This is a genomic window from Faecalicatena contorta (assembly GCF_003149105.1).
GTDB classification, from domain to species: Bacteria; Bacillota; Clostridia; order Lachnospirales; family Lachnospiraceae; genus Muricomes; species Muricomes contortus_C.
The window spans coordinates 298,497-321,126 of record NZ_QGDS01000001.1; the positions used below are offsets into that span (position 1 = coordinate 298,497).

Sequence of the window (22,630 nt, forward strand, 5' to 3'; positions counted from 1 at the left end):
TTCCCTACCTTTTCAATTCGAATATGGCTTTTATAATACCTTCAATAGCAGCCCCGATCAAAAAGATAACCCATGTAATATGCCAGCTCATTGTCCAGAAACTAATAAGAATATAAACAACTACAACGACAGACCACAGTGCACTGCTGATTGCCTTCCTGGCTCTGCGGCTGGAATCTGTCTGCTCCTGCCATTCTTTGAATTCCTCAACAATAGAATCATCTTTTTTATAATAGCGCGGCCGGCTTAAATAATTATAAATAATTAACCCTGTTGCGATAGCAATGATAAGAAACATCAATGCCGGAGCCAATCTGTCTGAGTAAGAGGTATCGGAAAGCAGGATTGGAGGAAGCAGACTCATAATATAAAGCATGACAGATACGGAAATCAATATGGCAGATTTCTTTCTCCCTTGTTCTATCTGCTCGTTATCCAGCGGAGAAACCCCTAATTCCTCTTTTTTTAACCCGGCCAGCAGGTCCTCCATGTCACCAATACTTGCCACAGCAATGTTGTAGGCGGCTTCTGGTGATTTTCCTTCTCCCAGGAGATCCTGGTATTTATCTACCAGATTCTGCAAAATCTCCTCCTTTAATTCTACAGACTTCTTGGTCGGTTTTACATCCCGGAACAGATGATCCATATATGCCCTTAATTTATCTTCCATTTTGCTCCTCCCTTTCTTCTTTACTCTTTATTAAGATGTCAATTAGATATTTTGCTTCTTCCCACTCTTTTTTTAACTGCCTGTAAGCCAGCCTGCCCTCTGCAGTAATGGAATAGTAGCGTCTTCTTGCACCTGTGTTTTCATCTCCCCAATAGGAGCAGATATAACCGGCTCCCTCCAGCCTGCGAAAGGCTGTGTAAAGGGTTGCTTCTTTTAGTTCGTACTGGTTATCGGTGTCCATTTGAATCTCTTTATTAATCTTATATCCGTAACTGTCTTCCCTGGTTAAATGTGCCAGGATGATTGTATCCGTATGCCCGCGAATCAGGTCTGAAGCAATTGACATAATTAGACCTCCTTCTTTCATTTATATGTATATATAAACATATTATACATCGCCTGTCAAGGTATATATAATGTCAATATACACCCTCATGAACATTAGTAATTTGAAAAGTATGCCTTCTTGAATATCAGCAGTTCAATAAGTGTCATAAAAGAAAAATACTCTCATATGTTGTTACATAGGGGGTGTTTTTGTGATATATATAGTAAAGCCCGGAGATACACTATATTCCATATCCGGGGAGACGCAGGTTCCTGAATGGAAGATTTCTTATGATAACCAGTTGAGCGGACAGCAGAATCTGGTAGTGGGGCAGGCACTTCTGATACTTGGTATGGAGGAATCAGGAAGTATTAGAGGGAATCTGCATGTTACCGGATATGCCTATCCCTTTATTGAGCCATATATTTTAGAGCAGTCCATTCCGGCATTGAATGAGCTGTTGATTTTTTCTTACGGGTTCACATTTACAGGTGAGCTTGTTCCGCCCTATCAGGATGAATTATGGATGATTGAGACAGCGTGGGAGAATGGAATTGAACCTATGCTTGTGCTGACACCATTTGCGGAAGGTACTTTCAATAACCAGCTCGTAAAGGTACTTGTTGAAAACGTAGAGATACAGAATACGCTGATTGCAAATTTACTGGAAACTGTCCAGGAAAAAGGATATGCGGGAGTGGATATTGACTTTGAATACATTTTACCGGAAAACCGCGTAGGGTATGCAGAATTTGTGGGCAGAGTGCGGGAGGTTATGAATGCAAACGGATATAAAGTGTCTGTGGCACTGGCTCCTAAGACATCATCAGACCAGCCCGGCTTATTATATGAAGGAATGGATTATGCGCTGCTGGGTGCCAATGCAGACCATGTTTTCCTGATGACTTATGAATGGGGATACACCTATAGTCCGCCCATGGCAGTGGCACCCCTGAATATGGTACGTCTGGTGGTAGAGTATGCTCTGACACAAATTCCAGCGGAGAAAATTATTATGGGGATTCCAAATTATGGCTATGACTGGTCCCTGCCTTTTGAAAGGGGAATTACAAAGGCAAGACTGATAGGGAATGTAGAGGCTCCTCAGATTGCGGCAGAAAATGGGGCGGAGATTCTATATTCTGAGGTTGCTCAAAGTCCATTTTTCACCTATGTGAGGGATGGAATCTCTCATGAAGTATGGTTTGAGGATGTACGCAGCATGTCGGCAAAGATAAATCTTGCAAAGGAATATAATCTTTTTGGCGTAGGATATTGGAATCTGATGCGGCCGTTTCGGGCAAACTGGCTGCTCCTGGATAAGATATAATTAGTAATCAATAAGTAGTTCAAAGATGTTGAATTATACAAAGACACAGGGGGAAGATTTTCCTGTGTCTTTTGCTTGGATACGGAGTAGTTGCTATAGTTATGCAAGTGTCTGATTAACGGTACATCACAAGCGGAGCAAAAATCACAATTTGACAATTGAACGATACGGTGTTAATCTATATACATTAGCAAGAAAGAGGTGTGTTTATGAGGGTCGTTCGATAAGGTAATTATTTGTGTCGCAAAAGCGGGATTTTGACCTGCTTATTTTCGTGTACTCAAATGCCTTATGAAATGACCGGAGAAGTGTTTAGCCACACCTTTTCGTTTGTTTTGCAGCGCAGTGGGTAACTGCGCTTTTTTGTTGTCGTAAGGCTATTTGATACGTATTATGACTTTACGAAAGGATTTAGAACCTATGAATATCAATTTGAAAAACTATGGATTAACAGAACGCTTTGAACAGGAAGCGACCATGTATGACGGGCTGTTTATTGCCAGAGTTACTGAACAGCACCGTGAATTATACAAAGCCATCAGCGAGTGTGGCGAAATAGATGCAAGTGTTTCAGGAAAACTTGCTTATAACGCAGACAGCAAAACTGCCTTTCCTGCCGTTGGAGACTGGGTGATGATTGACCGGCTGGATGGAAAGGGTGGCAATGCAATTATCCATCATATTCTGCGCCGCAAAAGCGTTTTGACGCGGCAATCTTCCGGCACAGAAAATACCGGACAGGTGATTGCTGCCAATATTGATACTATTTTCATTTGTATGTCGCTCAATGCAGACTTTAACATTCGACGAATTGAAAGATATTTAACGATCGCATGGGATAGTATGGCTACTCCGGTTATCGTACTGACAAAATCTGATTTGTGTGATGATTTGCCGCAAAAGCTGGATGAAATTGCTTCCGTGAGCATGGGCGTTGATGTTATTCACTGTTCCTCTGAAAATGGGAACGGATATGAAGCAATTAGCGCTTATATCGGCCAAGGAAAGACAATTGCGTTTGTCGGTTCATCAGGAGTTGGCAAGTCTACGCTTATTAACCGCCTTATGGGCCAGGATATGCTTGCAACAAGTGCGATACGGGAAGATGATGCCAAGGGCAGACATACTACAACCCACCGCCAACTGTTACTATTGCCAAATGGAGGCATTGTCATAGACACGCCCGGTATGCGGGAGTTGCAGATTTATACAGGCAACCTGTCAAAAACCTTTGAAGATATTGAAGAAATTGCTGCCCAGTGCAAATTTGGCGACTGTTCTCACAGATCAGAGCCGGGCTGCGCCATTAGAGAAGCAATCGAAAATGGCACACTGTCCGAAAAACGCTTTGAGAGCTATCAAAAATTGCAGCGGGAAGTATCATACGCCGGATTAAATGCCCGCCAGCTTGAGAACGAGAAACTTAATAGAATGTTCGGAAGCAAGGGCGAACTGAAACAATTTAAGAAGCATATCAAAGACAAGAACAATAGATAAAAAGCAATCTGATACGGCCGTTTCGGGTGAACTGGTAGTTTTAGAGAAAGCAGGAGCATTTTGATAAAATTGGTAAAATGAAATCACCTATTGACAACGGAACAGTAAAATCATAGAATCTAAAGTAGAAAAAAGAATATGTGAGACACCTCATTGTATTGAGGTAGAGGTTGCGAGGTTTATTAACCCTGTGGAGTGAAGAGACACGTAGAAGCAGAACTAGGAAACATCGCCGAAATCAGAGGGCATCTCTTTTGCAGTCTGGTTGGGACATAAGTAAAGAGCTTATGGACTGTCTTAGTTTTTAAAACTAAGTTGCGCTATGTTTTACAAAAGAGGTGGGTAAGAAGAAGTAAGCGCTTTTTGGTTTTCCAGAAGGCGTTTTTTTATGTAATAGGAAAGTGCTTTTCCTATGCAGCAGGAGACTGTGTTTCTTACCATTACAAACGGTTTGTTTTATTGAGAAGGAGAAGAGGATGAAGAAGAAACTATCAATTCTGTCATTGGTGCTGATGTTATTACTGGTAAGTATGCCAGGATTGACAATGAAGGTACAAGCAGAGGAAACAGAACAAAAAGAATTTCGTGTAGGAATGGAAGCAGGGTATGCTCCATTTAACTGGACACAGAATACGGATGAAAATGGGTCTGTGCCAATTCAGGGAGATAAATCCTATGCCGGCGGTTACGATGTTGAAATTGCTAAGATAATTGCCGAGAAACTGGACCGCAAGCTTGTGATTGTAAAGACGGAGTGGGATGGTTTACCCCCGGCCCTGCAGTCCGGTAAAATTGATGCGATTATTGCCGGTATGTCCCCAACCGAGGAAAGAAAGAAGCAGATTGATTTTACAGATGTGTATTATGAGTCTAATCTGGTAATGGTGATCAGAGCAGACAGTGATTATGCCGATGCAAAAAGCCTGACTGATTTTTCGGGTGCAAAAGTCACAGCTCAGCTTAATACTTTTCACTATACAGTCATTAATCAGATTCCAGGTGTACAGATGCAGGAAGCAATGGATAATTTTGCAGCGATGCGGGTGGCTTTGGAATCAGGGACGATAGATGGTTATGTCAGTGAAAGGCCGGAGGGGGTTACTGCCGAGAGCGTAAACCCGAAGCTGAAGATGATTGAGTTTTCTGCGGCAGACGGATTTCAGACAAGCCCGGAGGATACTGCGGTTGCAATTGGTATGCGGAAAGAAGATCCTGACGTAGCTGCTATTAATGAAATTTTAGCCGGAATTTCAAAAGATGAACGAGTAAAAATTATGGATGAGGCTATCAAAAACCAGCCGGCATCTGACGAGGAGTCGGGCAGCCCAATCCTTAAAATCTTAAAGCAAAATGGAATGCTGTTCTTGCGCGGAACCGGAATGACTATGTTTTTAGCCCTGGCCGGAACTATTTTAGGCGGCATAATAGGTCTTTTAGTTGGTGTTTACCGTACCATACCGATGTCAGAAAAAAAGGGGAAAAGAGCATCTCAGAAACTATTTGGATGGCTTTTAAATGTATACATAGAAGTATTTAGAGGTACACCAATGATTGTTCAGTCCGCTGTTATTTATTATGGAACGGCACTACTGTTTGGTTTCGATTTAAATCGTACGGCAGCGGCTCTTTTCATTGTATCTATCAATACCGGAGCTTATATGTCAGAGATTGTCCGCGGCGGTATCTTTGCAGTGGATAAAGGCCAGTTTGAAGCAGCCCAGGCATTGGGAATGACCCATGGTCAAACGATGCGCAAGGTTGTGGTACCCCAGGTATTGCGTAATATCTTGCCAGCAACCGGCAACGAATTTGTCATTAATATTAAGGACACTTCAGTATTGAGTATCATCTCCGTGACTGAGCTATTCTTCCAAGGAAAATCCGCAGCCGGAGCAAACTATATGTTCTTCCAGACCTATTTTATTATCTGCGTTATTTATTTTGTCCTGACCTTTAGTATAACAAGGATTTTACGCCTGGTGGAGAAGAAACTGGACGGGCCGGAGGCTTATGCGCCGCTTGCAGAAGAAGAATAGGGAGGAGTAGAAATGTCAGAGATTATTAAGGTAGAACATTTAAAAAAGAGCTTTGGTCAAAATGTGGTATTAAAGGATATTGATCTTACCGTCAATAAAGGTGAGGTGGTGACAATTATCGGTTCTTCCGGTTCGGGAAAATCAACACTGCTTCGGTGTATCAATTTACTAGAGAAACCGGATGGCGGAAAAATATATTATAAGAATGAGAATGTACTGGAGCCGAATTATAATTTACCTAAATACCGTACTCACCTGGGAATGGTATTTCAGCAGTTTAATCTCTTTAACAATATGAATGTTTTAGAAAACTGCATGACAGGCCAGGTTACGGTATTAAAAAAGCCGCGGGAAGAAGCAAAGCAGACAGCCCTTGAAAATTTAAAAAAGGTGGGCATGGAGAGGTTTATTGATGCGAAGCCGTCACAGCTTTCCGGCGGGCAAAAACAACGTGTTGCAATTGGACGCGCATTGTCTATGAATCCGGATGTAATGCTGTTTGACGAACCAACATCAGCGCTTGACCCGGAAATGGTAGGTGAGGTATTAAAGACAATGAAAAATCTGGCACATACAGGACTTACAATGGTCATTGTCACACATGAAATGGCCTTTGCCAAAGATGTTTCCGACAGGGTTATCTTCATGGATAAAGGTGTTATTGCAGAGGAAGGCACGGCAGAAGATATATTTGTCAATCCGAAAGAAAAACGTACGAAGGAATTCCTGCACCGGATTCTTAATTCCGATAATAATTAAAAAAAATCTTTATTTTACTAAAATTATGTCAAAATCTGCCGATATAAACTTATACCTTCTTGAACATTAGTAGTTCAAGAAGTATACCGTATTGAACATTAATAGTTCAATACATGCAGAATATAAAAACAAGAACGAGGGGTGCAGCTCACATGGAAAAACAGGGAAAACAGAATTCAATTGCTCTTAGTAAAAGACTGGCAATAGGATTCGGCATAGTAAACATTATAACGGTTTTAATTTCTTTGGTAAGTCTTTTCGCCATTTACAGATCATATTCAACAGCAGGTGTTCCATCGAAATCTTTTGCAATTTTTTCGGCCGTAATACTGTTGTTAATCCTTGTATCCGTTGCTGCAAGTTCAATCATATGCAAGGTCTTAAACGGAAGTATTGTACGGCCGCTTAAAATACTCAACAATATTGCACAGCAATTGTCTGTGGGGGATGCAAGTGCAGATGTCAGAGTGCTCACAAAGGACGAAGTGGGAGAACTGATGCAATCCTTCAGGACAATGGTGGAAAACATCAGGAACCAGGCTCAGACAGCCGAAACGATAGCCAGCGGAGACCTGACTGTCCATGTGAAAATAAACTCGGAAAAGGATGTCCTGGGTATTGCCTTAAGCAATATTGTAGAGAAAAACAACCATATCCTGTCTCAAATATGCGATACGTCCGGTCAGGTTGTAAGTGGAGCTGGTCAGATATCAGAAGCAAGTACACGCCTTTCGGAAGGTGCATGCCGTCAGTCGGATTCCCTTCAGGAGCTTGCCTCAACAGTAATGGAGGTAAAGGACTGGATTGAACTAAGCGCGGATAATGCGGCAATGGCCAGGACATGTGCAAATAATGTCAAAGACGGAGCAATTGACGGAAACAGACACATGGAAGAAATGCTCAAAGCCATGGATGAAATCGATATATCTGCATCGAATATTTCAAAAGTAATAAAAACTATTGAGGACATTGCTTTCCAGACAAATATACTGTCGTTAAATGCCTCAATAGAGGCTGCGAGAGCAGGACAGTACGGGAAAGGTTTCGCAGTTGTGGCAGATGAGGTCCGGAGCCTGGCAGCCCGTTCAGCAGAAGCTGTAAAGGAAACTACAGAGATGATAGCAAGCTCTATGCAGCGAACGGAGTACGGAACGAAAATCGCAAAGACTACCGCGGATGCTTTTAACAAAATAGTGGGAGGAATAGACGAGGTTGTCGGACTGGCAGAAAAAATTGCCAGTGCATCCACAGAGCAAACTTCCAGCATAGACCGGATAAACGATGAAATCACCCAGGTATCTGGTGTGATACAGGCAAACTCAGCAGCGTCAGGGGAGAGTGCCGCTGCATCGTCCCAGTTGTACAAACAGGCGGAAACATTAAAGGAAATGGTGCAGACGTTCAAGTTGGAAACATCTTGCCAGCACTTTAATTAAAAAAGATTTTGTCCCATAAAAAAACACTTGACAAATGATGCTGTGGAAATTAAAATGAATACATCAAAAGCAAAACCGATGAGAAAGAGAAGTAGGTTTTAAAAGAAATCACAGAGAGCGGCAGATGGTGGGATTGCTGCATGGATTTTAATTCTGAATGGACTTTCGAGGGCGGCCTGAAATGAAAAGAGTAGGCGCTGTCGGGAACCGAACCCGTTATCAATCAGGAGCGTATGTTAGTACGTGAGAAAGTGGACAATTCGTCAATTTGAGTGGTACCGCGATAATAAAATTGTATTTTATTACCGTCTCAAGCTATATGCTTGGGGCGGTTTTTTATGTAGTAGAGAACTACGTTTCCTACTACATAAAAACCCTCCGGGGGATCGCACTGGGTTGGCAAAGAAGGTGTTGCTATCGCAACCCAACCCAGGCGGAGAATCTTGCAAGCAAGATTCTTTCTTGTATCAGAGGGATTCCCTTTTAGGAATCTGCATAATCGGCTCCTTTGCTTTTGAAACTGCACATTAAAAATAGAAATGGGAGAAAAGGAGAATCAAATTATGAAAAAGAAAGTATTGGCAGTAGTGTTAGGAACAGCAATGACGGTGAGCCTTATGGCATGTGGAAGCAAAGATGCAAAGGTTGCTGAAACAAGTGAGGAAAAGATCTATACGGTCGGCATTTCCCAGTTTGCAGAGCATGGTTCTTTGGACAACTGCAGAGAAGGTTTTATTGAAGGACTGAAAGAAGCAGGCTTGGAAGAGGGGAAAAACCTGAAAGTAGAAGTGAAGAATGCAGCAGCAGATCAGGGAACAGCAAAGCAGATTAGTGATGTATTTGTATCTGACAAAGTGGATTTAATTTGTGGAATTGCAACACCAAGTGCCCAGGCAGCATATAACTCTGCAATGAATACAGATATCCCGGTAATTTATACAGCGGTAACAGACCCTAAAGCGGCAAAGCTTGCAGATACTGAGGGGATGCCTGCAGGAGAAGTGACAGGAACAAGTGACCAGCTCCCTATTAGAGAGCAGTTGGAAATGATCCGTGAAGTGTTGCCTGATGCCAAGAAAATTGGAATTCTTTATACTACAAGTGAGGTGAATTCTGTTTCTGCAATTGAAACATATGAGAAGCTTGCAGAAGACTATGGATTTACGATTGTAAAGAAAGGTGTTTCCCAGACGGCAGATATTTCACTGGCAACAGATGAGATTCTGGGCGGAGTGGATTGTCTGACAAATTTAACAGATAATACTGTTGTAAATTCACTGGCAACGATTCTTGACAAGACAAATGAGAAGAAGATTCCTGTATTCGGAAGTGAAATTGAACAGGTAAAACTGGGATGTGTTGCTGCTCAGGGAATAGATTACATTGAACTTGGAAAGCAGACAGGAAAAATGGCAGCGGAAGTGTTAAAAGGAGAAAAGAAGGCGTCTGAAATGAAATACGAAACGATTTCCAAACCAGGGCTGTATATAAATACAGAGGCGGCAAAAAATCTGGGAATTACTTTAGATGAAGAATTCGTAAATAGTGCAGTAGAAAGTTTTGACAGTATTTAAAAATAGAAAAAGTATGCTTCTTGAATATTAGTAGTTCAAGGAGTATACTTTATTGAATATTAGTAGTTCAATAAGCATAGGAAACTGGAGGCAGATGTATGGATATTTTTGTAACAATTTTAGAACAGGGGCTGATTTACGGGATACTGGCTCTCGGAGTATATATTACCTATAAAATACTGGATTTTCCGGACTTGACCGTGGATGGCAGCTTCCCTCTTGGAGCTGCAGTTACAGCGACTATGATTACAAATGGCGTGAATCCATATCTGACAATACCAGTTTCCTTTTTAGCGGGGGCAGCGGCAGGAATTTGTACAGGGCTTATTCATGTAAAATGTAAAGTAAGGGATTTACTTTCAGGAATTATTATGATGACGGCTTTGTGGACTATTAATTTACGTCTTGCCGGAACTGCAAACGTGCCAATATTCGGAGATGAAAATATTTTTGATAATGATTTGGTGAATAAAGTTTTTTCAGGGAGTCTTGCCTCTTATAAGGCACTTATAATTGTACTTGTGATTGCGGCAATTAGTAAAATTGTACTTGATTTATATTTGAAGACGAAATCAGGACTTTTACTTCGTGCAGTAGGGGATAATGCAAATCTTGTGACATCTCTTGCAAAAGACCAGGGGAATATTAAAATTTTAGGTCTTGCAATAGCAAACGGCCTGGTAGCACTGGCAGGATGTGTTTTTTGCCAGGAACAGAGAGTGTTTGAGATTTCAAGCGGAACTGGAGCGATTGTAATTGGTCTTGCCAGTGTAATCATTGGAACAAGTCTGTTTAAGAACATCCGGTTTTTCAATGCAACTGCCGCAGTTCTCATAGGCTCTGTGATTTATAAAGCCTGTGTTGCGGCGGCGTTAAAGTTTTTTGAACCACAGGACATGAAATTGATTACGGCGGTACTGTTTTTAATCATATTAGTTATCGGTATGGATAGAAAGAAGAAGGTGAAGAAGAATGCTTGAACTGAAAAACATCCGAAAATATTATAATCCTGGGACAGTCAATGAAATGTGCTTGTTTGAAAACTTTAACCTGACTGCAGATAAAGGTGATTTTGTGTCTGTTGTGGGCAGTAATGGCTCTGGTAAAACTTCCATGCTGAATATCCTCTGCGGAAGTATTCCGGTAGAAGATGGACAGATATTAATGAATGGGGAAGATATTTCCAGGTTGAAAGAATATAAAAGAAACCGAAAAATCGGAAGGGTATATCAGAATCCTGCGATGGGAACCTGCCCGTCTATGACTATTTTGGAAAACATGTCCCTTGCAGATAACAAAGGAAAGTTTTATGGGCTGGGAAAGGGCGTTAATAAAGGGCGCAGGGCGTATTACCAGGAGCTGTTAAGCAGGTTAAATCTGGGGCTGGAAAGTAAAATGGATGTGAAAGTAGGCTCACTGTCCGGAGGACAGCGTCAGGCAATGGCACTTTTAATGTCCACGCTGACCCCAATAGACTTCTTAATCCTGGATGAACATACAGCGGCTTTGGACCCGAAAACAGCAGAACTGATTATGGAGCTGACAGACAGAATTGTGAAGGAAAAGAACCTGACTACTATAATGGTGACTCATAATCTGCGTTATGCGGTGGAATATGGAAACAGACTCTTGATGATGCATCAAGGCAAAATTATACTGGATACTGCCGGAACTGAGAAGCAAGGGATGAAAGTAGATGATATACTTGGAAGATTCAATGAGATAAGCATTGAATGTGGAAATTAAATTTATGCTTTATTTGGAGGATAGTTCTTCCGTTTAAAATAAAGCTGTGAGATGAACAGGAAAATATTATATATATGGCTGACACACTTTGGTTTTTTATCAATAGCTGTGGCAGCCTTTTTTTTGCATTTAGAAATAAAAACATATAAAACCTATTGACAAAGTATGCATATAATGATATATTCCTACTATTCCTATATGAAAGGTATGTTATAAAAGGGGTGAGATGTTGGATACAGAATTTATTGTAGAATATATTCCGATGTATTTAGAAGCAGCCAAGTTAACGCTGAGGCTGGGAATAACCGGAATTTTGCTTTCGCTGGTTATCGGGGTGTGCTGTTCCATGATTCAGTATTATAAGGTTCCGGTTATCAGAAGAATCGTGTCAATTTACATAGAATTGTCACGGAATACACCGCTTCTGGTTCAGTTGTTCTTTCTGTACTTTGGGCTGCCAAAGCTAGGGATTGCACTCAGTTCCGAAGCATGTGCCATCATTGGATTAAGCTTTCTTGGCGGAAGCTACATGTCTGAAGCATTCCGAAGTGGCTTAGAATCCGTTGAAAAGATTCAGATGGAATCAGGGCTCAGCATAGGGCTGACCCACAGCCAGGTTATGCGTTATGTCATATTTCCTCAGGCGCTGTCCGTATCGGTTCCGCCATTGTGTGCGAATGTTATATTCCTGATTAAGGAAACCTCCGTATTCAGTGTGGTTGCACTGGCCGATCTGATGTATGTGGCGAAGGATTTGATTGGGCTGTATTACAAGACCGACGAGGCACTTTTGATGTTGGTATTATCATACTTGATATTATTGCTTCCAATATCCATCGTGGCAACACTTTTGGAAAGGAGACTAAGATATGCAGGATTTGGGAATTAGAGTCTTGTTTATGGGAGATAATTTTCTCCGCCTTCTGGGAGGGCTGTGGATTACGATTAAGGTATCCCTGATTGCAGTAGTACTTTCCATTCTACTGGGAACACTTTTGGGAATGATTATGACATTAAAGAATCCCATTACCCGGTGTATTACCAGAGTGTATCTGGATTTCATCCGGATTATGCCGCAGCTGGTACTTTTATTCCTGGTTTACTTTGGCCTTACAAAGTCTTTTGGGATTAATCTGTCGGGGCAGGTATCGGCGGTCATTGTATTTACGATGTGGGGTACGGCAGAGATTGGAGATCTGGTGCGGGGGGCACTGATATCTATACCGAAGCATCAGTATGAGAGCGGTCAGGCATTGGGATTAACAGGGAAACAGATATACGGTTATATTATTATCCCGCAGACATTAAGAAGGCTGATACCTCTGGCTATTAACCTGACAACACGAATGATTAAGACTACATCACTGATTGTGTTAATTGGAGTAGTGGAGGTGCTGAAAGTAGGGCAGCAAATTATAGAGGCAAACCGTTACACTGTGCCGGATTCGGCACTTTGGATATATGCAGCGATCTTTTTCCTGTATTTTTTGGCTTGCTGGCCCATATCACTCTTGGCATCCGGATTAGAGAAAAAGTGGAAGGATTGAGGTGAGTATTGTTGAGTGAAAAATTATTAGAGGTTCACAGCCTGGTCAAGGATTACGGTAACGGTCCGGTACTAAAGGATGTATCCCTGGATGTCCACAAGGGTGAAGTAGTAGTTCTGATTGGCCCGTCAGGTTGTGGTAAGAGTACATTTTTGCGATGTATGAACGGGCTGGAGCAGATTCAGTCCGGAGAAATTTTGTTAGACGGTGAGTCTATTACGGGAAATAAAACCAAGTGGAATGAAGTCCGCCAGAAGGTTGGGATGGTATTTCAAAGCTATGAATTATTCCCCCATATGACTGTGATAGATAATATATTGCTTGGACCAACCAGGGTACAAAAAAGAGATAAAAAAGAAGCAAAAAAGGATGCTGAAAAGCTCCTTGAAAGAGTGGGACTTCTGGATAAGAAGGATGCTTATCCAAGACAGTTATCGGGTGGACAGAAGCAGAGAGTGGCAATTGTGAGGGCTCTGATCATGCAGCCTGAGGTTATGCTTTTTGATGAGGTAACGGCAGCCCTCGACCCGGAGATGGTACGAGAGGTATTGGATGTTATGCTGGAGCTTGCAAAAAGCGGATCAACCATGGTAATTGTCACACATGAGATGCAGTTTGCGCGTGCTGTTGCAGACAGAATTGTATTTCTGGACGAAGGAGATATCATAGAAATTGCTGAGCCAGAGCAGTTCTTTACACAGCCAAAAACGGACAGAACACGTCGGTTTTTGAATACATTTATATTTCACAAGGAAAATAAAACAGAAAAGGAAGGATTTGTATTATGAAAAAAATAACAGTTTTATTATTGACACTGGCACTTGGGGTTTCTGCTCTTACAGGATGTGGTTCTAAAGAGGATTCATCTTCTGAGACAAGTAAAGAGACAACGGAAACGGCGAAGAAATCAGAGGATAAAGCCATATACCGTACTTTGGATGAAATTAAAGAGAGCGGTAAAATTGTAATTGGTGTATTTAGTGACAAGAATCCATTTGGTTATGTGGACGAGAAAGGTGAATATCAAGGATATGATGTATACTTTGCAGAGCGTCTTGCAGAAGATCTTGGGGTTGAAGTAGAGTATGTATCTACAGAGCCTGCAAGCCGCGTAGAATACTTGCAGACCGGTAAGGTCGATATAATTCTTGCGAACTTTACAGTAACAGAAGAACGTGCAGAGTCTGTTGATTTTGCTCTTCCGTATATGAAGGTTGCACTTGGGGTTGTATCACCTGATGATGCACTGATTACTTCTCCAGAAGATTTAAATGGCAAGAAACTGATCGTTGCAAAGGGAACAACAGCTGAGACTTATTTTACAGAGAATTATCCTGATGTGGAGCTGGTGAAATTTGACCAGTATACAGAAACGTACAACGCATTGATTGACGGGCGTGGAGATGCTTTCTCAACAGACAATACAGAGGTTCTTGCCTGGGCACTTCAGAATGATGGATTTACAGTAGGTATTACCTCTCTCGGGGATCTGGATACCATTGCGCCGGCAGTGTCTAAAGGAAATACAACACTGCTTGACTGGATTAACGAAGAAATTAAATCACTGGCAGATGAGCAGTTTTTCCATGCAAATTACAAAGAGACTCTTGAACCTGTATACGGCGATGAGGTTGATCCTGACAGCCTGGTAGTAGAAGGCGGAGTAGTGGAAGAATAAAATTAGATAAATCACTGATTTCAGTGACAACAGACAGACACTTAAAGGGGGGAATGGCATGATAAAGTTTGAACATGTCAGCAAGGAATTTATCTCCAGCAAAACAAGGTTCCTCGCAGTAGACAATGTGAGTTTTGAGGTCCAAAAGGGAGATATATATGGAATTATTGGATTCTCCGGAGCAGGAAAATCTACATTGGTAAGGTGTATAAACCTGCTGGAGGTTCCAACAATCGGGAATGTATATTTCGACGGTGTGAATCTGACAAAGGCAGGCCCAAGGGAACTTAGAAAATACCGGCAAAAGATGGGGATGATATTCCAGCAGTTCAACCTTCTTGCACAGAGAAATGTACTTGAAAATATCTGTTACCCCCTTGAGGTGGCTGGTGTGAAAAAACGGGAAGCAAAAGAAAGAGCAGAAGAACTTCTGAAGCTGGTCGGCCTGGAGGATAAAGCGAATGCATATCCTGCACAGCTGTCCGGCGGACAGAAGCAGAGAGTTGCGATTGCAAGAGCCCTTGCAACGAATCCGGAAGTCCTTCTGTGTGATGAGGCAACAAGTGCTCTGGATCCGATTACTACCAAATCAATTTTGGAGCTGTTAAAAGAAATTAACCAAAAGCTTGGAGTCACCATTGTAATAATTACCCATGAGATGGGAGTGGTGAAGCAGATATGTAACAGAGTTGCAGTTATGAGCGGTGGTGTGATAGAAGAAGAGGGCACTGTCAAAGAAGTGTTCCTGAATCCAAAATCGGAGACAGCCAGGAAACTGATTCTTCCGGCTAGAGAGAAACTCCTTGAGACGGGAGAACGCAGGGTTTTAAGAATTGTTTTCGACGGGCAGTCATCCTTTGAGCCAATCATTGCTCAATTGGTGATTGAAACGAATACACTGGTGAATATCCTGGGGGCTGATACAGAAAATATTGGCGGCAGAGCTTATGGGCAGATGCTGATTGAGCATCAGAGTGACAGAGCGGTGATGAAGAAGATGAAAGATTTTCTTAGGAGCAAGGGAATATACTTCGAGGAAGGGGGGAGCCAGGAATGAGGCAGGAGATTGTAGAATTGTTATTGCTCGGTATTGGAGAAACATTCTATATGACTCTCGTATCAACGGCAGCTGCATATGTACTGGGTGTACCCCTGGGGGTGCTGGTATACATAACTGATAGTGGCAGGATATGCGAGAACAGAGTACTTAATCTTATCACAGGAGTTATTATTAATCTGGTTCGTTCAGTTCCCTTTTTGATTCTGTTGGTTGCACTCTTACCATTTACAAGATGGATTGCAGGAACAACCATAGGATCTACGGCAACGATTGTTCCCCTTGTGGTAGCCGCGGCACCTTTTGTCGCCAGGCTTGTGGAATCCTCCTTAAAGGAGGTAGATGCAGGTGTAATTGAAGCAGCGAAAGCGATGGGGTCTTCACCGGCTCAGATTATATATAAGGTATTGCTTCCGGAGGCAAAGCCCTCTTTGTTTGTAGGAAGTACCATAGCCCTTGCAACAATTCTCGGATATTCAGCAATGGCCGGATTTGTCGGGGGAGGAGGCCTTGGAGCAGTTGCCATCAATTATGGATATTACAGGTACCAGACAAATGTCATGCTGGTGACGGTTATACTTCTGGTGATTATAGTACAACTGTTTCAGGAAGTGGGAATCCGTTTTGTGAACAAGATAGATAAAAGAACGAAGCAGTAAAGAGAGAAAAAGAGGAGGATTATTATGAAGAAACGAGTTATTGCAGTATTATTGGGAATTAGTCTTGTGGCATCACTTGCTGTTGGATGCGGAAAGGCTGGAGACAGCAGCAGTTCAGGAGACAATTCAACAACAGAGAAAAAAGAGGATACAACAATCAAAGTAGGGGCAAGCGTAACTCCTCATGCTGAGATTTTAAAAGAGATTGAAGGCCAGCTGAAAGAGAACGGATACACTCTTGAGATTGTAGAATACAATGATTATGTATTGCCGAATACAGCATTGGAGGATGGAGATCTGGATGCGAATTATTTTCAGCATCTTCCATACCTGGAAAACTTTAACGAGGAAAACAAAACTCACCTCGTATCTGCTGCAAGTGTACACTTTGAGCCATTTGGAATATATGCAGGAAAGACAGCTTCTCTGGATGATTTGAAGGAAGGTGCATCTGTGGCAGTTCCGAATGATACGACAAATGAGGCGAGAGCATTGCTGCTGTTAGAAGCAGAGGGGTTAATCAAGCTGAAAGAGGATGCGGGAATTACAGCAACAAAACTTGATATCATAGAGAATCCTCTGAATCTGGAAATTAAGGAGTTAGAGGCTGCGCAGGCTGCAAAGGCGATTCAGGATGTTGATATCGCGTGCATCAATGGAAATTATGCGGCTCAAGCCGGACTTAATGTAAGTGATGCGCTGGCAGTTGAGGCATCAGATTCTCTTGCTGCTAAGACCTATGCAAATATTATTGCTGTAAAAGAAGGAAATGAAGATTCTGCAAAGACAAAAGCTTTGGCAGATGCTATTTTATCTAGTGACGTAAAAGACTTTATCAATGAGAATTATGGTGGAGCGGTTGTGCCGGTTTTTTAAGGATGTCATGTTGAGAACTATACTGTGAGAAAAAGACTGAGACAGGCAAAATGATTGTCTTTTCCTGGGGCATATGGTAGAATTATACAATGTAAATATAATGATACCTGACGACCTTTTTCAAAGATAGAGAGATGACCCCATGTTTTCACGTAGAAAGATTTTAGTTGTGGAAGATAATGAACTTAACCGAAAGATGCTGTGCGATATTTTGTCTCCAGTCTATGATGTTCTGGAGGCGGAAAATGGACAGAAAGCCCTTGACATATTAAAAGAATATGGAGAAGGGCTTTCCCTCATTCTTCTTGATATTGTCATGCCGGTTATGGATGGCTATACTTTTCTTTCTGTTATGAAAGCAGACTCCGCTTATTCTTCGATTCCTGTTATTGTGACAACACAAAATGACGGGGAAGCAGATGAGATTGCTGCACTATCCTATGGTGCATCAGACTTTGTGGCTAAGCCGTACAGGCCGTTAATTATTCTGCACAGGGTGGCCAGCATTATCAACCTGCGTGAGACTGCCAGTATGATGAATATGATGCAGTATGACCGTCTGAGCGGATTATATAGTAAGGAGTTTTTCTATCAAAAGGTAAAAACAATTCTGATGAGCAACCCGGGTATCCATTATGATATTGTTTGTTCAGACATTGAAAATTTCAAGTTAATCAATGATGTGTTCGGTGTTTCTACAGGTGATAAACTGCTTTGTACTGTGGCAGAAGTGTATAAGGAGAGCCGGGAATACAATGGAATATGCGGCCGGTTAAATGCCGACCGGTTTGCTTGTCTGGTAGAGCGCCGCCGCAACTATACAAATGCAATGTTCCAGGAAAAGATTGAAAAAATCAGTAAAAAGATGGAACTTAGCAGTATTGTGATGAAATGGGGAATCTATACAATAGAAAATTATACGGTTCCCGTGGACCAGATGTGTGACAGGGCATTATTAGCAGCCCAAAGCATCAAGGGGCAGTATGGGAAATATTTTGCAGAGTATGATGATAAGCTGCGCGATCTGCTGCTGAAGGAACAGGCAATTACAGACAGTATGGAGTCTGCACTGCAGCAGAATCAATTCAAGGTCTATCTGCAGCCCAAATACCGGATTAAAGATGGACTTATGGTGGGAGCTGAAGCGTTGGTGAGATGGAATCATCCTAAATGGGGCATTCAATCTCCTGTAAAATTCATCCCTCTTTTTGAGAAAAATGGTTTTATTACAAAGCTGGATCAGTTTGTTTGGGAAAAGGCATGCGCATTTATGCGGGAGTGGGATGATAAGGGATACACCCCCATTTCCGTTTCTGTAAATGTATCCCGTGCGGATATTTATAATGCGGATATTACAGACATTCTGACAGGGATTATTCAAAAATATGGTTTGCCGCCCTCAAGGCTTCATCTGGAAATTACGGAAAGTGCTTATACAGAGAATCCAAAACAGATTATCGATACAGTGGCCCATCTGCGGGAGCTGGGGTTTATCATTGAGATGGATGATTTCGGTACCGGATACTCCTCTTTGAATATGCTCAATGAAATGCCTATTGATCTTTTGAAGCTGGATATGAAATTCATTCAGAATGAGACTGCAAAATCAGATAGTAAGGGAATTCTTCAGTTTATTATCAATCTTGCCCGCTGGATGAATCTTGGGGTAGTAGCGGAGGGGGTAGAGACGAAGGAGCAGCTGACCTTTCTCAGTGAAAATGGCTGTGATTATGTTCAGGGATATTATTTCTCTAAGCCATTGCCCCGGGATGAGTTTGAGACTCTTCTGGCAGACTTGAGCTGTGCAGAAGCAGTGAGCGGCCTTGATCATATTATGTCACATTTGGAATCTTCGCATAATGAACTTGAACGAAAGGACTTGCCCCCCAGTATAGAAGAACTTGTTCAGGACATTCCAGGCGGGATTGCCAGTTACCGTGTAGAGAATAACCGGTTCATTCCAACCTTTTTCTCGGACGGTGTTATTGCTTTGTCCGGACATACAAGGGAAGAATATGAAGAAATGGCCCGGTGTGATGCGATGGAGCTTATCTATGAGCCTGACAGAGGAATGGTTGCGGCTGCAGCCCGGACAGCCCTGGTCAGTGGAGCGGTTCTGGATGTCTCTTACCGCATACGCAGCAAGGAGGGGAATCTTATCTGGATTCACCTGAATGGGCGGCGCATAGGACCCTTGGCAGAGGTCAGCAGGTTTTATGCAGTCTTCACCAGGCTGTCTGCGGAAACGCGGCAATTCCAGAGTATTCTCAATGAGACAGCAGATAGCATTTACATCATTGAGAAAGAAAGCTATGACCTGCTTTATACAAATATGTTAGAAGAAAATTATATAGGAGTGCCGGAGTATATCGGACAAAAATGCTATTCAGTGCTGCATGATAAGAGCGCTCCCTGCAAATTTTGTACTTTAAAGACCCATATGCCAGATGGAAAAGAGCATGAAATGTCGATTGAAGAGACCGGCCAGTATTATAGTATCCGGTTCCGGGAGATTAAGTGGAACGGAACTTCTGCATATGTCAGATATGTAAGGAATATTACAGAGGAGCTCAGAACACAAAAGGAGAAGGCGCGTCTGGAGCAATATTTCCAGACAGTGGTGAAAAAGCTGCCTGGTGGAATTGCAGTAATGCGTTTTGATGAAGAGGGAGAAATCGTACCGGAATTCTTGTCAGAAGGTTTTTCTGAGCTGATAGGTATGAGCCAGAAGGAAACGTGGAAATTATACAGCCGGAATGTTATGGCGGGCATTCATCCCAAAGACAGAGAACGTGTGAAGAAACAGATGCTGGAATCCATGTATAACGAAATGAACCGCTGTAAGATGGTTTACAGGCTGAAAAAAAGGGACGATGGTTATGTCTGGGTGGAAAATACATTTTCACTGATTAAAGGCGAAGGCGGCGAAAACAAATTTTATGCTACTTATCGTGACATAACCAGGGAGCTGTCAGAACAGGAGCAGTTCAGGCGAAAATATAATGAAATGCTTATGCAGCATTATCGGACTCCAGAACCAAATGCCTTGATTATTGGCCACTACAGTATCACACACAACAAAATACGGGAGATTATTGACCATACAGGATCGGATATATTAAATACTTTTGGGACAGAGAGGGAAAATTTTCTCACTGGTTTGTCTGGTTTTATTGTGGAAAAAGAACAACGGCAGAAATTTCTCGATATGTACCTGAATACATCTGCCCTTACTGCTTTTAAACGAAAGGATACAGAGCAGATTTTAAAATGTTTTGTAAAGTTCCCGGCAGACGAACGGGGTCGTTATGTCCAGTTTAAGGTGAATTTAGTAGAAGCGCCTGACGCAGAAGACATTACCGGAATTTTGACAGTGATAGATATTACAGAGCAGGTTATTACAGACAAGATTTTGCACCAGCTGTCAGTAACTAATTATGATTTTGTCGTTGACTTGAATCTGGATACAGATTTTTATACTGTTTTGGCACACAATACAAATGGAGACTGTATGCCCGAACCTCATGGAAGCCATCTGAAACGGATAGAAGAAATGATAAATTCCGCCATTGTGCCCAGAGACAGAGCAGTATATGGAAAATCACTGGATCCGGCAGAGATACGGCTCCGTTTGAAGAAGGAGAAATCTTATACATTTGCTTATTCTATTACAGATGAAAATGGGGATATACGCTCAAAAAACATGACCGTTTCAGCCGTTGATCTGCGTATTGGCCGGGTATGTATGGTGCGCACGGATATTACAGATTCCATAAGGGAACAGAGGGGGCTTCTTAATATGATTGCCTATACCTTTGAACTGGCCGGTTTTATCAATGTAAAGCGTGAATTGCTGACATTGTATACGCGCCGGACCATATTGGACAATCTGTCTCCCCAGGTTATGAATTATTGCGAAAATGCAGTAGAAGGCTTTAGTGACATCTATATAGACACAAATAAAGGGGGAGAGACATATCAGCAATTTTTTCTTGAAAACATGCTCCACAAGTTGGAAGACAAGCCGGAAGGATATGACTTTCTGCTTTCCCAGCAGATGGGGAATGTGCTGCGGTATAAACAGATAAATGTATTATGGGGGGACAGTGACCACAGCACAATCTGCTTTGTGCAGGCGGATGTGACAGATATACTTTCGGCGGAGAGAGATACAAAGGCGGCTCTGGAAGAAGCGCTGTCTCTGGCGGAGGAAGCAAACCGCACTAAGAGCGAGTTTTTATCTGCCATGAGTCATGATATCCGTACTCCTATGAATGCCATTATGGGGATGACAGTTTTGGCCTCTGCACATATAGAGGATCGGGAACGGGTTGCTGACTGCCTGGAAAAAATATCAATTTCCTCAAAACATTTGTTAAGTCTGATTAATGATGTTTTGGATATGAGTAAAATTGAGCGTTCTCAGATTACATTGAGCAATACAAAAATCATACTATCCACGCTGCTTGACCAGGTATTATCAATTATAGCTTCTCAGGCTCAGGGTGCGGGGATTGAGTTTGTTGTCAGGAAAAAGCATATACAAAATGACTGGTTTTATGGGGATGCCCTTCGTATCAATCAGATTCTGATTAATGTTTTAAGCAATGCCATTAAGTTTACACCGGAAGGGGGGAGTGTAGAATTTTATGTGGAGGAGATTCCTGCATTAAAGTATGAAAATGTACGTTACTGTTTTGTGGTCAAAGACACGGGGGTGGGAATACCTGAGGAGTTTCTTACATATCTTTTTGAGCCATTTACCCGCAGCTATAGCGCGTACAGAGTAGAAGGAACGGGACTTGGACTGAGCATCACCAAAGGATTGGTGGATTTAATGGGCGGAATCATTTCGGTAGAGAGTGCGGTTTCCCAAGGAACAGAATTTCGGATTGAGCTGGAATATGAGTCTGCAGCAGAGAGTGCAGGGAATACAATTGAGAGCAAAAGGCTAAGTTTTTCAGACTTAGAAGCGAGAAAGCTATTTGCTGACCGCTGTTTTCTGGTTGCCGAAGACAATGAGATTAACGCGGAGATTCTCTCTGAACTGCTGTCCTTGTACGGGGCGGAATCAGTAGTAGTGACGGATGGGGCCCAGGCAGTGAGTGCATTTGAGAATGCACCAAAGAATATTTATGATGCCATACTGATGGATATCCAGATGCCGGAGATGAATGGTTATGAGGCGGCGCGTGTTATCAGAAAGATGGATAGGGAGGATGCGGAAAGTATTCCCATTGTTGCAATGACTGCGAATGCTTTTGCGGAAGATATCCGGGAGGCGCTGGATGCAGGAATGAATGCCCATGTGGCAAAACCTATCGACATAGAGATGCTCCAGGTAACTCTGAGTAAACTATTGTAAAATGAAATACTGGAAATACTGGCTTTGTAAGTATAATATGAACATCTTCTTTTTTGCTGCATATATTGGTGA

Annotated in this window: 18 protein-coding genes and 1 riboswitch; of the genes, 16 read left to right on the top strand and 2 right to left on the bottom strand. The window is 42.2% G+C overall.

The genetic code is table 11. From position 1 onward, the window contains the following. Positions 1 to 4 precede the first annotated feature (4 nt). Both A8805_RS01470 and A8805_RS01475 read right to left on the bottom strand, forming a co-directional pair. On the bottom strand, positions 5 to 670 hold the full coding sequence (locus A8805_RS01470; RefSeq protein WP_109708427.1) for a permease prefix domain 1-containing protein: 666 nt from the start codon (positions 668 to 670) through the stop codon (positions 5 to 7). Further along, entirely contained in the window at positions 660 to 1,016 is a 357-nt protein-coding gene (locus A8805_RS01475; RefSeq protein ID WP_109708428.1) for a PadR family transcriptional regulator, read from the bottom strand. Before A8805_RS01475 ends, A8805_RS01470 begins: the two co-directional genes overlap by 11 nt. A 193-nt stretch (positions 1,017 to 1,209) precedes the next feature. On the opposite strand from A8805_RS01475, the gene A8805_RS01480 reads away from it, so the two are divergent. The 16 genes from A8805_RS01480 to A8805_RS01560 all read left to right on the top strand — a co-directional run bounded on the left by A8805_RS01480 (position 1,210) and on the right by A8805_RS01560 (position 22,558). Next, positions 1,210 to 2,328 (top strand): glycosyl hydrolase family 18 protein, encoded by a 1,119-nt coding sequence (locus A8805_RS01480; protein WP_109708429.1) that lies wholly within the window; start codon positions 1,210 to 1,212, stop codon positions 2,326 to 2,328. Positions 2,329 to 2,748: 420 nt separating this feature from the next. Beyond that, positions 2,749 to 3,825 carry a ribosome small subunit-dependent GTPase A gene (gene rsgA, locus A8805_RS01485; protein WP_109708430.1) on the top strand — a complete coding sequence of 359 codons (1,077 nt, stop codon included), beginning with the start codon at positions 2,749 to 2,751 and terminating at the stop codon, positions 3,823 to 3,825. A gap of 156 nt (positions 3,826 to 3,981) precedes the next feature. Next, a riboswitch (Lysine riboswitch) is annotated at positions 3,982 to 4,156 on the top strand. Between the two features lie 145 nt (positions 4,157 to 4,301). Further along, complete coding sequence (locus A8805_RS22805) at positions 4,302 to 5,861, top strand: ABC transporter permease subunit (RefSeq protein WP_109708431.1); 1,560 nt, start codon at positions 4,302 to 4,304, stop codon at positions 5,859 to 5,861. 12 nt (positions 5,862 to 5,873) lie between these two features. Next, positions 5,874 to 6,620 carry an amino acid ABC transporter ATP-binding protein gene (locus A8805_RS01495; protein ID WP_109708432.1) on the top strand — a complete coding sequence of 249 codons (747 nt, stop codon included), beginning with the start codon at positions 5,874 to 5,876 and terminating at the stop codon, positions 6,618 to 6,620. 152 nt (positions 6,621 to 6,772) lie between these two features. After that, positions 6,773 to 8,056: a methyl-accepting chemotaxis protein gene (locus A8805_RS01500; protein WP_181392709.1), complete on the top strand. Its 1,284-nt coding sequence runs from the start codon at positions 6,773 to 6,775 to the stop codon at positions 8,054 to 8,056. A 563-nt stretch (positions 8,057 to 8,619) separates the two neighbouring features. Next, positions 8,620 to 9,630, top strand: coding sequence for an ABC transporter substrate-binding protein (locus A8805_RS01510; protein WP_109708434.1), 1,011 nt, complete (start codon positions 8,620 to 8,622; stop codon positions 9,628 to 9,630). A gap of 98 nt (positions 9,631 to 9,728) precedes the next feature. Then, positions 9,729 to 10,610: an ABC transporter permease gene (locus tag A8805_RS01515; protein ID WP_109708435.1), complete on the top strand. Its 882-nt coding sequence runs from the start codon at positions 9,729 to 9,731 to the stop codon at positions 10,608 to 10,610. Then, on the top strand, positions 10,603 to 11,376 hold the full coding sequence (locus tag A8805_RS01520; protein WP_109708436.1) for an ABC transporter ATP-binding protein: 774 nt from the start codon (positions 10,603 to 10,605) through the stop codon (positions 11,374 to 11,376). Before A8805_RS01515 ends, A8805_RS01520 begins: the two co-directional genes overlap by 8 nt. A 229-nt stretch (positions 11,377 to 11,605) precedes the next feature. After that, positions 11,606 to 12,265 (top strand): amino acid ABC transporter permease, encoded by a 660-nt coding sequence (locus A8805_RS01525; protein ID WP_109708791.1) that lies wholly within the window; start codon positions 11,606 to 11,608, stop codon positions 12,263 to 12,265. Next, positions 12,246 to 12,923 (top strand): amino acid ABC transporter permease, encoded by a 678-nt coding sequence (locus A8805_RS01530; RefSeq protein ID WP_109708437.1) that lies wholly within the window; start codon positions 12,246 to 12,248, stop codon positions 12,921 to 12,923. The genes A8805_RS01525 and A8805_RS01530 overlap by 20 nt, the downstream gene beginning before the upstream one ends. A gap of 11 nt (positions 12,924 to 12,934) precedes the next feature. Beyond that, a complete protein-coding gene (locus tag A8805_RS01535; RefSeq protein ID WP_109708438.1) occupies positions 12,935 to 13,711 on the top strand; it encodes an amino acid ABC transporter ATP-binding protein in 777 nt (258 codons plus the stop codon). Then, a complete protein-coding gene (locus A8805_RS01540; protein ID WP_109708439.1) occupies positions 13,708 to 14,601 on the top strand; it encodes a cysteine ABC transporter substrate-binding protein in 894 nt (297 codons plus the stop codon). Before A8805_RS01535 ends, A8805_RS01540 begins: the two co-directional genes overlap by 4 nt. A 58-nt stretch (positions 14,602 to 14,659) precedes the next feature. Next, positions 14,660 to 15,658: a methionine ABC transporter ATP-binding protein gene (locus A8805_RS01545; RefSeq protein ID WP_109708440.1), complete on the top strand. Its 999-nt coding sequence runs from the start codon at positions 14,660 to 14,662 to the stop codon at positions 15,656 to 15,658. Then, a complete protein-coding gene (locus A8805_RS01550; protein ID WP_109708441.1) occupies positions 15,655 to 16,317 on the top strand; it encodes a methionine ABC transporter permease in 663 nt (220 codons plus the stop codon). The genes A8805_RS01545 and A8805_RS01550 overlap by 4 nt, the downstream gene beginning before the upstream one ends. Positions 16,318 to 16,341: 24 nt before the next feature. After that, a complete protein-coding gene (locus tag A8805_RS01555; RefSeq protein WP_109708442.1) occupies positions 16,342 to 17,193 on the top strand; it encodes a MetQ/NlpA family ABC transporter substrate-binding protein in 852 nt (283 codons plus the stop codon). Positions 17,194 to 17,335: 142 nt separating this feature from the next. After that, positions 17,336 to 22,558, top strand: a complete 5,223-nt coding sequence (locus tag A8805_RS01560; protein WP_109708443.1) for an EAL domain-containing protein — start codon at positions 17,336 to 17,338, stop codon at positions 22,556 to 22,558. Positions 22,559 to 22,630: the final 72 nt, after the last annotated feature.

Coding starts and splice junctions, on each gene's coding strand:
- A8805_RS01470 (WP_109708427.1), bottom strand. CDS start 670: ATGGAAGATAAATTAAGGGCATATATGGATCATCTGTTCCGGGATGTA.
- A8805_RS01475 (WP_109708428.1), bottom strand. CDS start 1,016: ATGTCAATTGCTTCAGACCTGATTCGCGGGCATACGGATACAATCATC.
- rsgA (WP_109708430.1), top strand. CDS start 2,749: ATGAATATCAATTTGAAAAACTATGGATTAACAGAACGCTTTGAACAG.
- A8805_RS22805 (WP_109708431.1), top strand. CDS start 4,302: ATGAAGAAGAAACTATCAATTCTGTCATTGGTGCTGATGTTATTACTG.
- A8805_RS01495 (WP_109708432.1), top strand. CDS start 5,874: ATGTCAGAGATTATTAAGGTAGAACATTTAAAAAAGAGCTTTGGTCAA.
- A8805_RS01500 (WP_181392709.1), top strand. CDS start 6,773: ATGGAAAAACAGGGAAAACAGAATTCAATTGCTCTTAGTAAAAGACTG.
- A8805_RS01510 (WP_109708434.1), top strand. CDS start 8,620: ATGAAAAAGAAAGTATTGGCAGTAGTGTTAGGAACAGCAATGACGGTG.
- A8805_RS01515 (WP_109708435.1), top strand. CDS start 9,729: ATGGATATTTTTGTAACAATTTTAGAACAGGGGCTGATTTACGGGATA.
- A8805_RS01520 (WP_109708436.1), top strand. CDS start 10,603: ATGCTTGAACTGAAAAACATCCGAAAATATTATAATCCTGGGACAGTC.
- A8805_RS01530 (WP_109708437.1), top strand. CDS start 12,246: ATGCAGGATTTGGGAATTAGAGTCTTGTTTATGGGAGATAATTTTCTC.
- A8805_RS01540 (WP_109708439.1), top strand. CDS start 13,708: ATGAAAAAAATAACAGTTTTATTATTGACACTGGCACTTGGGGTTTCT.
- A8805_RS01545 (WP_109708440.1), top strand. CDS start 14,660: ATGATAAAGTTTGAACATGTCAGCAAGGAATTTATCTCCAGCAAAACA.
- A8805_RS01550 (WP_109708441.1), top strand. CDS start 15,655: ATGAGGCAGGAGATTGTAGAATTGTTATTGCTCGGTATTGGAGAAACA.
- A8805_RS01555 (WP_109708442.1), top strand. CDS start 16,342: ATGAAGAAACGAGTTATTGCAGTATTATTGGGAATTAGTCTTGTGGCA.
- A8805_RS01560 (WP_109708443.1), top strand. CDS start 17,336: ATGTTTTCACGTAGAAAGATTTTAGTTGTGGAAGATAATGAACTTAAC.